The 16,127-nt window shown below is 33.0% G+C and carries 11 protein-coding genes; all 11 read right to left on the bottom strand.

Features of this window, described 5'->3' with window-relative positions; all coding sequences use genetic code 11:
- Nucleotides 1-59: 59 nt before the first annotated feature.
- The 11 genes from SCB73_RS17070 to SCB73_RS17020 all read right to left on the bottom strand — a co-directional run bounded on the left by SCB73_RS17070 (nucleotide 60) and on the right by SCB73_RS17020 (nucleotide 16,032).
- Nucleotides 60-302, bottom strand: a complete 243-nt coding sequence (locus SCB73_RS17070; RefSeq protein ID WP_320567398.1) for a hypothetical protein — start codon at nucleotides 300-302, stop codon at nucleotides 60-62.
- A gap of 16 nt (nucleotides 303-318) precedes the next feature.
- Entirely contained in the window at nucleotides 319-2,346 is a 2,028-nt protein-coding gene (locus SCB73_RS17065) for a hypothetical protein (protein WP_320567397.1), read from the bottom strand.
- Between the two features lie 79 nt (nucleotides 2,347-2,425).
- Nucleotides 2,426-3,172 (bottom strand): 3-oxoacyl-[acyl-carrier-protein] reductase, encoded by a 747-nt coding sequence (gene fabG / locus SCB73_RS17060; RefSeq protein WP_026729795.1) that lies wholly within the window; start codon nucleotides 3,170-3,172, stop codon nucleotides 2,426-2,428.
- Between the two features lie 167 nt (nucleotides 3,173-3,339).
- Entirely contained in the window at nucleotides 3,340-3,615 is a 276-nt protein-coding gene (locus SCB73_RS17055) for a hypothetical protein (RefSeq protein WP_320567396.1), read from the bottom strand.
- A gap of 120 nt (nucleotides 3,616-3,735) precedes the next feature.
- Nucleotides 3,736-5,082: a DUF4302 domain-containing protein gene (locus SCB73_RS17050; protein WP_320567395.1), complete on the bottom strand. Its 1,347-nt coding sequence runs from the start codon at nucleotides 5,080-5,082 to the stop codon at nucleotides 3,736-3,738.
- A 12-nt stretch (nucleotides 5,083-5,094) separates the two neighbouring features.
- The gene (locus tag SCB73_RS17045; protein ID WP_320567394.1) at nucleotides 5,095-5,955 is read right to left on the bottom strand and encodes a zinc-binding metallopeptidase; all 861 of its coding nucleotides are present in this window, start codon (nucleotides 5,953-5,955) and stop codon (nucleotides 5,095-5,097) included.
- 19 nt (nucleotides 5,956-5,974) lie between these two features.
- Nucleotides 5,975-7,462, bottom strand: a complete 1,488-nt coding sequence (locus tag SCB73_RS17040) for a RagB/SusD family nutrient uptake outer membrane protein (RefSeq protein ID WP_320567393.1) — start codon at nucleotides 7,460-7,462, stop codon at nucleotides 5,975-5,977.
- An 11-nt stretch (nucleotides 7,463-7,473) separates the two neighbouring features.
- The gene (locus tag SCB73_RS17035; RefSeq protein WP_320567392.1) at nucleotides 7,474-11,181 is read right to left on the bottom strand and encodes a SusC/RagA family TonB-linked outer membrane protein; all 3,708 of its coding nucleotides are present in this window, start codon (nucleotides 11,179-11,181) and stop codon (nucleotides 7,474-7,476) included.
- 241 nt (nucleotides 11,182-11,422) lie between these two features.
- Complete coding sequence (locus SCB73_RS17030; RefSeq protein WP_320567391.1) at nucleotides 11,423-12,535, bottom strand: FecR family protein; 1,113 nt, start codon at nucleotides 12,533-12,535, stop codon at nucleotides 11,423-11,425.
- Between the two features lie 89 nt (nucleotides 12,536-12,624).
- Nucleotides 12,625-13,239, bottom strand: coding sequence for an RNA polymerase sigma factor (locus SCB73_RS17025; protein ID WP_320567390.1), 615 nt, complete (start codon nucleotides 13,237-13,239; stop codon nucleotides 12,625-12,627).
- Between the two features lie 261 nt (nucleotides 13,240-13,500).
- Complete coding sequence (locus SCB73_RS17020) at nucleotides 13,501-16,032, bottom strand: DUF7619 domain-containing protein (RefSeq protein WP_320567389.1); 2,532 nt, start codon at nucleotides 16,030-16,032, stop codon at nucleotides 13,501-13,503.
- Nucleotides 16,033-16,127 lie beyond the last annotated feature (95 nt).

Below are 16,127 nucleotides of genomic sequence, written 5' to 3'. Positions count from 1 at the left end.
TTGAGACTTTTGATTTATAACCACACGATTACAAAATGAATAATTCAATTAGATATCAGCTATTTGTCTCGGCTACTTTCAACTATTTTTTTTACAAAATCAGAACCTGATATTATGCTTTCATCTCCAGTGAATATACTTGATTCTATACTTCCATCATTAAAAACTTCTATTTCGATTCGTGACCCAATGACTGATGCACAAATCATAATTGAGTTTTCTCTTGTGCGCTGCAATTGATAAAAAATTTCCGCTTTATCTAATTCTTCTAATATATGATATATGGGATGATCATTTTTCATAATGTTCAATTAAAAATTACAATAGCCCATTATATTTTCTAACAAACCATTCCGTTGTTAATAAAGTGGCAATTAAGATTAACAACCAAACCCAGTCAATAATTGGAGTTTTAGTTGAAACGTTTTTCTCGATTGATTTGTATTCCTTGTTTTCCAAAAGTGCATTAATCAAATCGTCAGCCTGATTTTCGAAGAAAGCTTTTCCGTTAGTTTGTAATGCCAATTGCTTTAATTTTATAACGTCAGGATTTACAAATTGTTTTTCGATATCAAAATCTAAAATTTCAAAATGACTTGAATACGAAGTATTTGAATTTAATTCTTTTACTGTGAAATTGTATTTTCCAGCCGTTAATCCGTCCAGATTGACGGAGTATGAATTATTCCCTTTCAATAAATCGTAGTTTTTGCTTTGTTTCGTTTCGGCATTTGTAACCGAAATTGTCAATCTCGCTTTTTCGTCAAATTCATAGTTTTTATTGAAATATTGCGCATTGATTACAAGCTCGTCTCCGGAATTATAAAAACTTTCATGTGTTACCACCAAAGATTTTTTTGAAGCCGAAGTTGCCAAAAACTGAATGATTTTATCTATAAAAATATCATATTTCTCAAAAGATTGATTGTCGATATGACTCTGCAAACGCCATTTCCAGCTGTTTTCTCCTAAAAGAAAAGCGGTTCTTTTTCCTTGATTTTCGGCAAAAGCCAATAAAGGCGCATTTGTAGAAACATTTCTAATTCTTGAAGAAAGCAAAACTGAAACATTTCCGTTTGTAGAAATATTTCCAAAAGCATTTTGCAATGGAGGAAAGTTTTCGAAACCAATATTATCGATGGCAAACAAATTAAACTGAGGTTGAAATTCTGAAAGATAATCTTCAATTTGGCCGCTCATTTTAAAAATCAAATTATTTTGTTGCTGATTTAAAAAATTAAAATCGGTATTGTTTCCGGTAATGATAAAGGTGTTTCTTCCTGCATTTTTATTATTGTCGAAAACCGCTTTGAAAGAAGCATTTGGCTGATATAAAACCAAAACCGAAGCTTCTTGTAATTGACTGATATCATTTGGTTTAACCAAAATCACTTTACGTTGTGCGTTAACCTCTATTGAACGTTTCAATGCCGCAATATCTGGATGATTTATAGCCGAAACAATTGCAATTGTCGATTTTTGATCGATTATTTCGACAGCAAAATTTTTGATGTTATTGTAGCTGTTTTTCTCTTTTGCATTTGAAGAAATTGACGCTCTAAAAATCTGCAATCCAACTTTATCAGCAGGCAAAAGCAAATTTAAAGAAGCAGTTTTCTTAGATGGCGAAAAAGAAACTTTCTCTTTTGCCACAACAGAACTTCCTTGTGAAATAGTAAAATCTGCAGTTGCTGGCTTATCGCCTGAATATTGAAGAAAAACCTCGACAGGAAATTTATTTTTATGAAAAGCGTATTTGTTTACGTTGAGTTGATTGATTTTTAAATCAAAAAAAGTAGTTGTATCTCCCACAACCAAAGGATAAACTTTATTGACAGGATCAAATCTATAAACGTAGTCGTTTCCTGTAGTCTGATTTCCGTCGGTAATAATAACCGTTGGAAAAATCAAGTTTTTGTTGATGTTTTTTAGATTTTTGGCAACTTCATCAAGATTGGTTTGATTGCCTTTGAAATCAAATTTATCCGAAGATTTAAAATCAGCATCAAACTGATACGATTGAATTTCAAATTTCTCTTTTAAAGCAGGATTCGAAATCAGTTTTTGATATAATTCGACAACTTTTTTATCCGATTTTAAAGCGGTTATAGAACTTGAATTATCAACGGCAATTGCCAGAGGTGTTTTAGTTATTTCAAGCGAACTTTTAGAAATTATTGGGTTTATCAATAAAACCAATAATCCAAAAATCGCTGAAAAACGCAAAAAAGCCAAAAACCAAATCAGATTTGATTTGTTTTTGGCCTTAAAAAAATATTGAAAATACGACAATCCACCAGCTATTATTAAAGAAAGCAATAATAAAAATATCGTATTTGAAGTCATATATTATTTGGGTTTATAGTTTATAGTTTTTGGTATATAGTTTTGGTTGCAGAACAATAAACAACAAACAATCAACTCCTTATGTAAGCATTCCTCCGCAAACGTTAAGAACTTGTCCTGTAACGTATGCACTCATATCTGAAGCTAAGAAAAGACAAGCATTTGCAACATCTTCTGTAGTTCCTCCACGTTTCAACGGAATTCCGTCTCTCCATCCTTTTACTACATCTTCAGGTAATTTTGCAGTCATTTCAGTTTCGATGAAACCAGGAGCGATTGCATTGCAACGAATATTACGAGAACCTAATTCAAGCGCTACAGATTTTGTAAAACCAATTGCACCCGCTTTAGAAGCTGCGTAGTTAGTTTGACCTGCATTTCCAGAAACACCAACAACAGAGCTAATATTGATGATTGAACCAGCACGTTGTTTCAAAAATGTTTTTTGGATCGCTTTTGTCATATTAAAAACCGACTTCAAGTTAACATCAATAACTTGGTCAAAATCAGCTTCAGACATACGCATTAATAAGTTATCTTTTGTGATTCCGGCGTTGTTGATCAAAATATCAACAGTTCCAAAATCAGCCAAAACAGCATCAACAAAAGCTTGAGCTTCATTGAAATCGGCTGCGTTTGATTGGTAACCTTTTGCTTTAACTCCTAAACTATTCAATTCAGCTTCAAGAGCCTCTGCAGATGCAGCAGATGAACTATATGTAAATGCTACGTTTGCGCCGTGTTTAGCAAAAACTTCTGCAATTCCTTTTCCAATTCCGCGGCTAGCGCCCGTAATGATTGCTACTTTTCCTTCTAGTAATTTCATATTAAGGTATTCGTTTTTATTTTTTGAACTACAAATATAGATTATTTGGGCGTTTAATAAAATTTGGATTGCAAAAAATGGCATTTAATCTTCTTTTTTAACCCAAAAAAGCAACCCATAATTGGATTGCTTTTTGCTCAAAAAAAATAAAAACAAAAAATAAAAATCTATAAATAATTCTGTCGCGTTACTAAATATGCGATTACAAGCAATATTGCCATAATAAACATTCTAAAAATCGCTGATTGAAATTTTGCTGTTCCGTTTTGTTTGTCTTGTTTTCTCTGTTTCATCATGTCGAAAATGATTATTGGAAGGATAACGAGAATTGACATATACAAATAATACCTTGTGTATTGCGGATATGATTCTGAAAACGTCAACAATACTAATCCCCAAAAAAGGAAAATAACATTTACTGGTGTTACTATTTTTTTTATCATATTTTACAAATATTTTAATTATTTAAAAGTGATCTACATTCTTTGAAAAAGTGAAAAAAAAGCAACTCATAAAATGAGTTGCTTTTCTTCCAAAATTAAAACAAAACTAAAAACTAAAAACTAATTAAGTTGATATGTAGTAATCCTAAAGTTTGACGTTGCACTTGTAAGCGTCCAAATAGTATTACTATATGTTATTTTGAAACTTTCCTTCTTGATGTACAATCCTTTAGGATTCATAAATTCATCATCAAGTTCTTTTAAGAAAGCCGGTGCCGGAATATAAGCGCTTCCATTATCCCATGAATCGTGATTTAGAATTAGTGTCTTATTTGTTGCATCTTCAGTAGTAGTAAAGTTGTGATAAACGGTAGGTTTTCCTCCACCAAAACGATATTCAATGTAATTTCCAAATGGAGAATTAAAATAAATTTGTATTCTGCTGATTTTCTGATTTACTGGAAGCGTTGCATTCGCTTTATCTAATAATGCTTTGCAATATTTAGAAGTTGTTGGCGCTGTATATAAATTTGCAGCGATATAACCGATTACCATTTGTGGCTTCCCATCTAATAATGCTTTGTAATCCTCTGTAATAATTAAAGGTTTAGTGCTGTATTTTATGGTTGCACTTACGCCTCCAGTTCCAGTAGCTGTAAAACTTCCATCGGTATCATTATATTTAAATACAGATAATTTTTGGCTTCCAACTTGCACAGCCGGACTTACAATAATTCCGTCAGGCGTGTATGCGATTCCCATATCATAGGTCATAGCAAATCCTGATTCCAATGAATTAGCCTCGGCAAATCTGGTTTCAACAGCAAAATTAAAATCAAACTGATGTTTTGTTGTTCCATCATTCGTTTCTAACAATCTAAATAATGGGCGTGCATCTGAACCAATAACATTTTGTTCCATTATAGTATGTTTTGGAAGATTTGCCCAATCAGCGGCATTTGCTTTCACAAAACGAAGTTCTTGAACAGTTCTGTTTGTTTTGAAAATGATTTCACCATTTTCTTGTCCGTAATACAGAAACTGAAAATCGCCTAAATATCCTTTTCCACGCAATACATCAATTGGATAACTTTCTGAATCAGACAAAAGGTGAATCCTGTTTTTGGTAGTAAAGGTCAAACTTACTGTGCTTCCTAATTGTACGGCATATTCACTTTTGTATGTATTGGTGTCGCTGTCAAAATCTGATGCCATTTGGACAGTTCCGTCAGCAGCAAATTTGAACAAATGTGTATAACCGCCTAAAAGGGTATTATCTGTAAAATAAACTGCTTTCCATCCGTATTCAGAAGTAAGCAAAAGATCAGCTAATTCTTTTTTCTGTGCATTTAATCTCTCCGTTGGTGTTTGATCAAATTTTTGTTCTGCATCGGTACTGCTACAACCGAAGAACTGCAATGAAATTAGTATCAAAACCAGATATTTCAATATATTTTTTGCTTTCATAATCTTCATTTATTAGTTGTTTATTACAGCGTTAGTATTTTTTTCAGCCTCGTCTCGCAATGCATAGAAATCTATATTGTAAGCATCTTTATAATACTTAACCACAAGAGCTTCTTTCGCTTTTAGTTGCGCAACTGCAGTAGTGCTTTTAATTCCAGCTAAAATTGCTGCGTATTCCGCTTTAGAATTAATTAGCATCATTGACGCCATTTCAGCAAAATCTTCGTTGATATTGCTTCTTGCATAATTGGTAATAAAGCCAATTTCTCTAGACGCTGCGTCTGTATATAAATGCCAGCTTGCCGTATAACCAACCGGAGTGATCGTTGCCCATGTTTTTTCGTCAAAAGGCTTGTTTTGATTTAAAATATGAACATATTCGTGCTGAATTGTATGCAGAAATTGTTTGATGTTTTCTCTATCCTCTTTATCTACATAATCGGTTTCAAAAAGTGTAACGCGCTGGCCACCTTCTGCTAAACCAAGTGTTTTTGTACCAACTGTATTCAAGTTCACGCCTCCAACTAAAACAAATTCTCTTGGAGCCACTTTTTTTACAAAATCGGCTCCACCAATTACTCTGTAACTGTCCAGCCAGATTTTCTGAACGATTTCTAGAGCTGGTTGCACTTTTTCTGTCAAAGGAGGAAATAAATAACGGTTATTATCAACCGTATTTTGGTTCCACTTGTACTGCACATTAATGTTGTACGGAATCAAATAATTTGTTGTAATCCAATTATCTAAAGCTGTTTTTTGTGGTTGCGTAAAATCTAATTGACTTTCTCCCGGCTGCTCTTCATGAGCACAAGAAACAAGTGATATGATTAATAGAAACAACCCTGCTATTTTGTTATATTTTGATAATTTCATGTCTTTTCAATTAAAGTTTTTATCTAGGATTTGACTCAATACCGTTGCTTGAAGCGTGAAGCGGAATTTGGATTGCTCTACGTTTATCATCTTTTGCAAGCGTATTTGTCGGTTTATTGATCGTTTCATGTTTTACAACGATATTGAATCGTTTTACATCAAACCATCTCATTCCTTCGTGAATAAAATCTCTTCTTCTAGTTTCTGCAAGTGCTTTGATATAAGAAGTTTGAACTGGCGTCAACGCATAAAATGGAGTAAATTCATTGTCGATTACAGGATATTTTGCAACAATTTTTGCTTGTGTCAATTTATCTGTCGTCGCATTATAACCATTGGTTCTTGTTGAAAGAAAATATTCCAATTCGGCATTTGCTTCTGTAATTTGTCCTTTCATTACATGCGCTTCAATTCTGTTCAAGAAAAATTCGTCATTGCTCAATAGAACTTGGGCTAAATATCCATTTCCGATGTTTGCCGTCACGTTGCTGTACTTGAAATATTCATAGAATTTTGGCACAAAAGCCGTAATGAAACTGTTTCGAGAATAAATTAGATAATACCAAGGTTTCCCAAAAATATTTGTCTGCGTACCAATGATTTCTTCTGTTTTGTTTCCCGCAAGAAAAAAGCGATACGCGTTAGACCCGCCATAAGAAGCTCTTGCATAATACGATTCTGGTGAAGCAATCAATAAATTTGTCGCTTCGTCGCTTTTTGCATAACGCATGTTTTGAGTCTGGAAGTCATTTGCCAAGTATGAAGCGTAATCTCTTAATTTCCCAACGGGTCTTGAACCTAAATCATTAGACAACTCAATCACACGATCCCAATTTCCTTTTATCAAATAAAAACGGCTTGCAAACGCTTTTCCGGCCTCTTTATTAAAATGAAATTTTGGCTCTTTATAATCATTTGTCAATAATGGCAAACCTTCTTCAATATCTTTCTGAATAAAATCAAAAACTTCAGCCATTGTGTTTCTTGTATATTTTGTAATCAAAGCCGTTTCTGGTTTTGTTACATACGGAATTCCCAAATCTTTATCGGCTGTTGCTGGATTGTATCGTTGTGACCAGAAAGAAACCAGCATGAAATGCGAATACGCTCTTGCTAACAATGCTTCTCCTTTTTGCGGATTCAGACTTTTTGGGCTTCCTAATTCTTCAATTGCAACCAATGCTTTGTTTGCATGAGCAATCGCTCTATAGCAAGCATCCCAATATGCGGCTTGACTGTCTGTATCTGTCTCGCTTTGGATTTCCCAATTGTAGTTTTGCTCATTTTTTCTCAATGTATTAGCCAAACCGCTGTCAAAAACATTATCAGACATTGTTTCAGCAAAGTCGAAATAACTATCCTGCGGATAAGCGTTAACTAATAATTCAGAGATTTTTTCGGGAGTATCTATTTCGGTTCTGTTATCTGGCTTTTCAGAAAGAAAATCATCACAACTAGTAATACTTAGAAGTACTAATAGAAATAAAGTTATTTTTATCTTTTTCATATTTTTAAATATTATAATGAAATGTTTAGAGTAAAAGTATATTGAGACGTAACTGGCAACGCAACACCACCAGAATTTCTAAACTCAGGATCTTGTCCGTTTAGTTTTTTATCTGAATAAACCAACCAAGGATTCACTGCAGATGCTTTTAAATTAAAAGTGCTCACACCGATTTTTTTCTTGAAATCACGAGGAAACTCCCAGCCTAATGAAATATTTTTCAATCGCACAAAATCACCACTTGCAATTCTAACATCAGAATAATTATACGTATTGTAAGCTCTTGCAAGCGTACGCTCTCCACCGTAATTTGCATTCAATCGTTTGTCTGCAATTACAGGAACATTTGTAAATTCTTCATCACCTGGATTGATCCATCTGTTTGTAAAATCTTTCGTAAATACGGTTAAATCATCATACGAACTATCGTAAACCGGATTTAAACGCACTTTGTTTCCGCCTGAACCAACAAAAAAGATATATAATGACCAATCTTTATATGTGAACGTATTCGCAAGACCAATAGATTTATTCGGCTCAATTGAACCTTCATATTTCAAGTATTTTGTAACGTCTTTATTATCCTGAAAATCAGCTCCAGTAATATTATCTGTTTCTCCTTCTGGCATAATAAAAGTTGGCAAACCTTGTTCATTCAGACCTGTAAATTGGTATGAATACAATGAATTTCTTGGATGACCAACGGTATTTCCTCCGTTTCCGTCAATCAAGTCAAAAGTAGTTGGCTTGTTTTCCAATTTTGTGATTTTTTGGTCGTAAACAGAGAAATTAAGCGTTGTTGACCACTTGAATTTATCTGCAACAATATTTCTTGTTGTAAAACCAATTTCAAGACCTTTTGTCTCCATATTGGCATTATTTCCTTGTTTTATTCTTTGTCCTCCAATGCCTGAAGTCACAACATAATCAACCAAATCAAACGCTTTACGGCGATATACATCGGTTGTAAATGAAATTCTGTTGCGGAACATCCCAAGATCAAGACCTATGTTGGTTTCGTATTGTTTTTCCCAAGTCAAATCTCCATTTTGCAATTCGTCAATTCTGATTCCAGTTTCTCTGTCGTCTAGATTTAAACGATCTGTAATAAAACTTTTATAGATTGCTAATGAATTTGTTGCAGGACCAGCAGTTGCAGTCAAACCATAAGAACCTCTTAAACTTAAATTGTTTACAGATTCAACATTTTTCATGAACTTTTCTTCAGAAAGATTCCATTTTCCACTGAAAGTATAAGTTGGAAGCCATCTTGATGAACCACTGTCTCCTTGTCTGTTTGAACCATCATAACGTCCTGTAACCGAAGCTGTATAACGACGATCGTACGTATATCCTACTTTTCCGAAGAAACCAACTGTTCTTTCTTTCTCTTCATTAAAACCATAATATGAATCTCCAGCGTTGATGATTTTTTCCAATAATCTCGGATCTGTAAAAGCCGTCATTCCTCTGTCATATTGAATTCCTGCTGCAACAAAATTATCGCTCGTTCTATCAATTGCTCTCATTTCTGTTCCGAAGAAACCTTCTAATTCATGTTTTTCATTGAATGTATTTCTATAACTAACACTGTTTCTCATATTATAAGAAGTCATGTCGTTTGTAAATTTTCTTAAGAAACCTCCATTTGGCAATACCGAAACTTTTGGTGCTGTCAAATCATTTGGATCTTGGTATAAAAAGATATTTTCATCTCTTACAAGCGTATTTTCCATTGCATTATAAGCACCAACTACGTTAGAATTTTCTAAAATTTTGTGCTCACGAGTGGTGTTTGCATAACGCGCAGAACCAGTCAAATTATAAGTCCAATGCGGATTTATTTTATACTCCAAATCCAATTGAAAACGAACATCTTTTACATTAATCTCCATAAAATTGTTTGCCAATTCATTGATGATATTCATTGGTGCCCAATTGTTCCTGTAATATTCTAAATTTCCGTTTTCATCATAAGGCCTAAGCGTTCTGCTGGTATTTAAAACATAATTGAACGGATTGATGTCAAAATCACGCGTTACTTTTCCAAAAACCATGTCTTTTTCGCTTTCATAACTTCCAGGCGCGCCTTGATCACGAACTGAAGCAAGTGTAGATAACGTAACATTTAATTTGTCATTGATGAAAAATGTTCCTTTAATATTTGAAGAAAGCTGTTTAACGTCATCGGCAATTGTCCATCCTGGATCTGTATAATAGCCTAAAGAAGCATAAAACGTGTTATTTTTTCCTCCGCCAGAAAAACTCAAAGAGTGGTTTTGAGTCAAAGAAGGCCTGAACAAAGTGCCAAACCAATCTGTATTTGCCAATTCATATTTCTTCAAGAAATTATTGCGGCTTACAGGATCATTATTTACCAAATAAGTTCCTGTTTCAGGATTGTACGTATTGATTGCTCTGCCTAAAAGGTTGTATGCTCCACCATATCTTCCATTTACTGTCGATGGCAAATCAAGATATCCTTTTGCTTCCATTTCTTTGAAAATACTCATTGATTCCTGCGAATTCAAGATATCGTACTGACTGTAATTTGGTACTGTTCTCGCAGTTTGCTCGACTGAATAGCTTATTTTTAGAGGAGAATCTCTTCTTCCTTGTTTGGTATTAACGACCACTACTCCATTTAGTGATCTTGAACCATAAATTGACGTAGCCGATGCATCTTTAAGAATTTCAATGCTTTGAATGTCATTTGCATTCAAACCGGCAACAGATGAGCTTAATAAAGTTTCAGAATTTCCAGATGCCAAGTCGGCAAATGTTAAATTAATAATGTCCTCTTGTACCACACCGTCAATTACCCACAATGGTTTTGTATCTCCAAAAATTGAAGACGAACCACGAACTGTAATTTTTGGCGCTGTACCAAAAGTCCCCGTGACATTTTGAACTGTAACTCCGGCAGCTTTTCCTTCGATCATTCGGCTTACGTCAACTACTCCATCTATTTTTAACTCATTTCCAGAAATTTTACTGATTGCTCCTGTAAAAGTTCTTTTAGATGTTTTTTCATAACCTGTTGTTACTACTACTTCTTTCAAGTTTTGACCTAATTCTGTCAAAACAATGGTTGGCGAAGTATTAGAAGTTCCAATTTCTTTTGTCTCCATACCAACATAAGAAATCACTAAAACTGTGCTATTTACTGGCATTTCGATAGAAAAATTTCCATCAAAATCTGTCAAAACTGCAATTTTGGTTCCTTTAGCCAATACTGTTGCGCCAGGAAGCGGGTTTCCCGTCACATCAGTCACTTTTCCTTTTATAATTGGCCCCGCCGTAAATATATTTGATAAAGCGTCGTGATTTGCTGTGCTTGAAAATGAATCTTCAGATACACTTTTTTGCAAAACAATTTGATTGCTTACTTCAGAAAAAGTAATATTAAAAGGCAATAAAATTCTGTTCAAGATACTTGAAAGCGTTTCTTGATTGGCCTCGATGCTAACTTTTTGGTTTAACTGAGGTAATCTTGAGTTATAAGAAAATTTTACCTGTGCCGACTTTTCAATTTTAGATAAAGCATTGTCTAAAGTCAAATTCTCAACTGTAATGGTAACTTTAGTATCTAATTTTTTTTGTCCATTTACACTGTTTGCCATAGTAACACTTGAAAATATAAGTGCTAAGACAAACTGAAATAGTGTTATTTTCATGATTCGATGGAGTAATCGTTGTTTACCAACTGGTTTTTTCATAATTTTGGTTTGTTTTGATTAATACTGATTCGCGTGTATTTTAAGAAACGAACTGAATTGCTCTTTACAGAGAGAAATTCAACCCAATAAGTGTCGAGAATGTTACAGCATTTCGGCACTTTTTTTTATGCTTTTTGTTTTACATAGGCTTATACAATTAGTTTGGTTTTTGGTTATTTTTTGGTGTTAAATTTTAGTTTCAATCAAAAAATGCTTTACAATTACAGTTATAAAACAAAAATTAATTGCAACCTTCAGAAGTTATAATGATTTGATTTCCATTCATTTCAAAATTCGTCGTGGCGCTGATACTTTTACAGACAATCTTAAGTTTTTCTGGCAACGGCTGATCGCTGAGCGAAGTGGTCAAATGACAGTCTTTCAATTTATTTTTAGGATAATCGATTTTGACTTGATAAGCTTGTTCAATGGTTTCAAAGATTTGAGAAACCGGAATATCACTAAACTCAAAACTCAATTGTTCAATATTGCCTGCGCTCTGAACCAATTCTTTGTCTTGCGTAATATTTGTTATTTTATTAAATTTCTGCTCATTTCTGAAAAAACGAAGCGCCTGATTTGGAAGAAGCACCACTTCCTCCTGATTCGATTTGGCAACCAAATCATTAGATTTTACCTTCACTTTACCGGTGCGCACTAAAACTTCAACATCTGGCTGATCATAAAAAGCTTTAACTCTAAAACTAGTTCCAACAACTTTTGTGACAATCTCATTTGCGTAAACGAAAAAAGGCTTTTTAGGATTTTTACTAATTTCAAAGAAACCTTCGCCGGATAAATACACCTTTCTTTCGTTACCGGTAAAGATTTTAGGATAACTTAATTTACTATTTGGCTGTAATAAAACAGAACTACCGTCAGATAATGTGATAATTTGCGGATTATTGGAATTGTTAGTCTGCTCCACTAATCCTTCACTATTTTCGGCTATCAGTTCCTTATAAGTGACAATATTGTCTGCCGTCATGTAGTTTTTATAATACCAAACTGAAATGAAGCAGAAGAATAAACTGGCCGCAACTCCTGTAAAAAAATAGTTTTTGAAAAACTTAGTATCGGCATTTTTGCTGAATAGAATTTCATTTTCTTTTTCTTCGATTTTCAGCCATGTCTTTTGAAGTGCTTTTTGAATATCAGATCTTTCTAAATCTGAATCAGGAATTTGCATTGCCAGTAGTAAATGCCTAGCATCTTCTACCAATTTGGCGCGTTCTAAGTTTTCTAAAGTCCATTCCTCCCAACCATCTTGATCCACTTTAAGCAAAATCCAGGATTGGAAAGATTCGTCAGACAAGAAGTCTTCAATTTGAGTATATGTGTTACGTTTTTGCATCTAAAAATAAGGTTACAAAAACATAGAGGACAGCACTCTTATTATATACTCACTAAATTGTGATTTTTTTTATTTTTTTTGAAAGAAAACTAAAAACTGCTTGCAGATAGCAGAAGAAATAAGCCAAAACTGCCTTTCCAATCCTTGCGAAGACTCATCAAACCGCGATGCAACAAATTGCTAGCAGACTGATAATTAACATCTAACATTTCTGCAATTTGTTCTACACTAAGACCTTGATGATAACGAAGATATAAAGCTTCTTTCTGTCGCGCCGGTAATTCATTCAACAGTTTGTTCAAGTGAATAATTTTTTCCTTCGCATCGTCATCAGCTTCGTCTAAAAGTTCATGATCAACCGAAAATTCAAGAAGAAAAGCAACAGAATCTGTGCTTGTTGTTTTTCGAAAGATATGATCGCGCTCATGCAAACGTGCAATGCGTTTTCGCACACTCGACAATAAATATGCTTTTACAACAACCGAATTTTGAAGTGTATCGCGATAAATCCAAATATCTGTAAAAACGTCCTGAATACAATCTTGCACCTTTTCCTCAAATGGAGAAAGCGAATTTCCATATCGAACTAAATCGGCATAATATCTTTCGAACAACATTGAAAATGATTTTTCATCACCATCTTTCAATTTGTTCCAAAGCGTGTTATCGTCAACAACATCAAATAGTAAAGTAGAAGTCTTCATGATATTTTGGGGCAAGATTTTCTTCTTTGAGATTTTACTTAATATAAGGATTTCATTTTTTTAACATTATCCTTCGGTTTTGTGTGATAAATATATAAAAGCGATTTTTGAAAAACAATTATTTTACAAAAAAGAGACAGTTTCTTAATTTCGAAACTGCCTCTATATATTGATTTGACAAGGCTCTAAGCCAAATGTTAAAATTAATTCTATTAAGTCGATATATTTACTTTGTACGATTTTATCTCTTAATATGCATTATTAGTTTTTAATAAATTTCACGGCTGAAATTCCTTTATCTGATTTTATTTTTAAAATATAATTTCCAGCCTGAAGTCTCGAAACATCAATATTTGAAACCTTCTCAGCATGTGGAACAGAAATTACTAATTGTCCTAGCGCATCATAAACATAAATCGCTTGTTTCTCCATTTCAATATTTGAATTGATATTTAAAACATCTTTTACAGGATTTGGATGAATATTAAAATATTTAGAAAACTCAAAGTCTTGTATTCCCAACGCCTTAAATGTTGAAGTCGCTTTATTGGTTAAAATAGGGAAATTGTAATCAAAATAAATATTAGCTTCATTTGCAAAAGTGTCACCAACTTTTAAAGTTGGCAATGTTTTGATTTTAAAGGCGATATACCCATTTCGATTGACACTATTAAAAGGAAGATTTATATTTTCGAAAATAAATTCGACTTTATTTCCATCAGAAATTTTTGTCGTATAAGAATGGCTTGAACTAGTAGGAACCAAAGTCGAAATATCAAATTTTGAAAGATCAATCAAATCCTTAACTACAATATTTTGAGCCATATAAGTTCCTGTATTTTCAAAACGAATCATATAATGAACATATTCACCTATCAAACTTGGAGTAACAATATTTCCTTCAAGACAGGTTTTATCATTTGGATCATAAGAGCCAACAACAGTTTCATTATATGAAAAAGTATTATCAATAGGCAATTCATCTGTTGCAAAAGAAGTTATGGTTGCAACATAAGAAAGAATATCGCCATTATTTACTGCTGGAATATCAGTTGGAGCGTTTATATTAAAATTTAGTAAAATTTGTCTCGATTCAAAAGGCTTTAAATTAGTGAAATTCCATGAAATTTTATTTGATGCGGTTGTCGAAACTAAAGGATTTGCACCAGTTAAATCAAGAACGGAATCATCAAATGCTAAACTAATTGTCCCCGATTGGGCAACATTTCCTTTATTTTTATACACAATTTTGTATCTAGCGGCAAAACCAGGCCTCGATGGCCAAATTGGCAAAAATGTAATTTCTAAGTCATTATGAACTCCTACTGCTTTGACACAAAAATCCTGTTGAAATGGGCTTGAAACCGTTGGAAACTCAACTTGGGTTGAAGTTGGAGAAATTGAAAAGTAGCTTGGATTTTCAAAAACTGGAGTAACTTTATAATTTCCTGCCGAAACTTTTACATCATACTTTCCTGCTTCATTACTTATAAAATTTCCTGCTTTGACGCCATCATCAATTTTGAATTTTAAGAAAGAAGCTGGAATATCCAAAGCATCACAGCCATTATTATTCAAATCATTACGATTTGTCAACTGAATTGAATAATTCTCTCCTCCTGGTTCAAAAGAACAATAAGAATTAACCAAACAATTATTATAATTATAGTAAGACACAATGCTTTGAACTTCAGACAACTGATCATCATCTGCGCAAATGTATTTTAAATTTGGTGTTTCATTCATAGATATCTCATTTTCAATGCTTCCATTTTTCATAAAAACAGTTTCTAACAATGGATTCCAATCAAAATAAAACGATTTTAGATTTGATAAATTGCTTACATCCAATTTTTTAAATTTATTATTGCTACACCACAAATACTCTATAAATTTATGATTTGTAAGATCTAATTCCTCCAAATTTAACCCATCGCAAGATAACATTGTTAGGTTTTTGAACTTTGAAATATCAAATTTCGTTGTAGCAGTACCACCGCACACCAAAATCTTCAAATTTGGCATATTTAGCTTGCCAAGTTCAATATCTAATAATGGGTTGTTTTCAAAATTCAGTGCTTGGAGTTCGGTTTTATTATCTAAATTTAGTGCTGATAGCTTATTTCCACTTACAAATAAATTAACAAGTTTTAAATCTAATAAATCTAAGTTCGAAATTTCATTATTTGCACAACTTAAAAATACTAATTTGGGGTTTCCACTCAAATCTAGATTTTTTAACCTATTGCCATCACACTCTAAAAAAAGTAATTCAGGTAAATTCGAAAGATCTAAATTTTCAACAGAATTACTATAAAATTCAAGCCTAAAGAGCTTAGTTAATCCTGTTAAATTTAAATCTGTCAAAAAATTACTTGAACAATTTAATTCAAGTATTTTATTTGAGCCACTCAAATTTATCGAAGTCAGCATATTATCATAGCACGAAACTGCTGTTAAATTTGGCAAATTGCTTACATCTAAACTTGTCAATTGATTTTTGCTACATTGCAAATCCCATAAATTAGTAAACTTTTTAATCCCTTCTAGACTAACTGCTTTAGTAAACGTTATCTTTAAAAAACGCACTTCTAATGCTTCGCTTTCCTGAATCTCGCCATCTCCGTTTGAATCAATTTTGATATTTTTTTGATTATTATCTTTGGCAATATCATTAGTAACATCCGCTTCTAGAAGTTTAGCCTTAAAATCAACGTCAGGAATAGTAATTGTTTGGGAATTTACTGAGGAAAAAATACACAGTACCAGTAATAGCAAGTAGTTCTTGATCATAGGGTTAGTTTTGTTTTGGTTTTTAAATATATAAAATCAAAAAAACGAAACCTAAAATTTCATAAAAAAAGCCTTACTAATTCAAGTAAGGCTTT

It is taken from the genome of Flavobacterium sp. KACC 22761 (assembly GCF_034058155.1).
In the GTDB taxonomy this organism is placed as follows: Bacteria; Bacteroidota; Bacteroidia; order Flavobacteriales; family Flavobacteriaceae; genus Flavobacterium.
The sequence above is the reverse complement of the archived record's forward strand: the minus strand, read 5'-3'. Positions and strand labels throughout refer to the sequence as shown.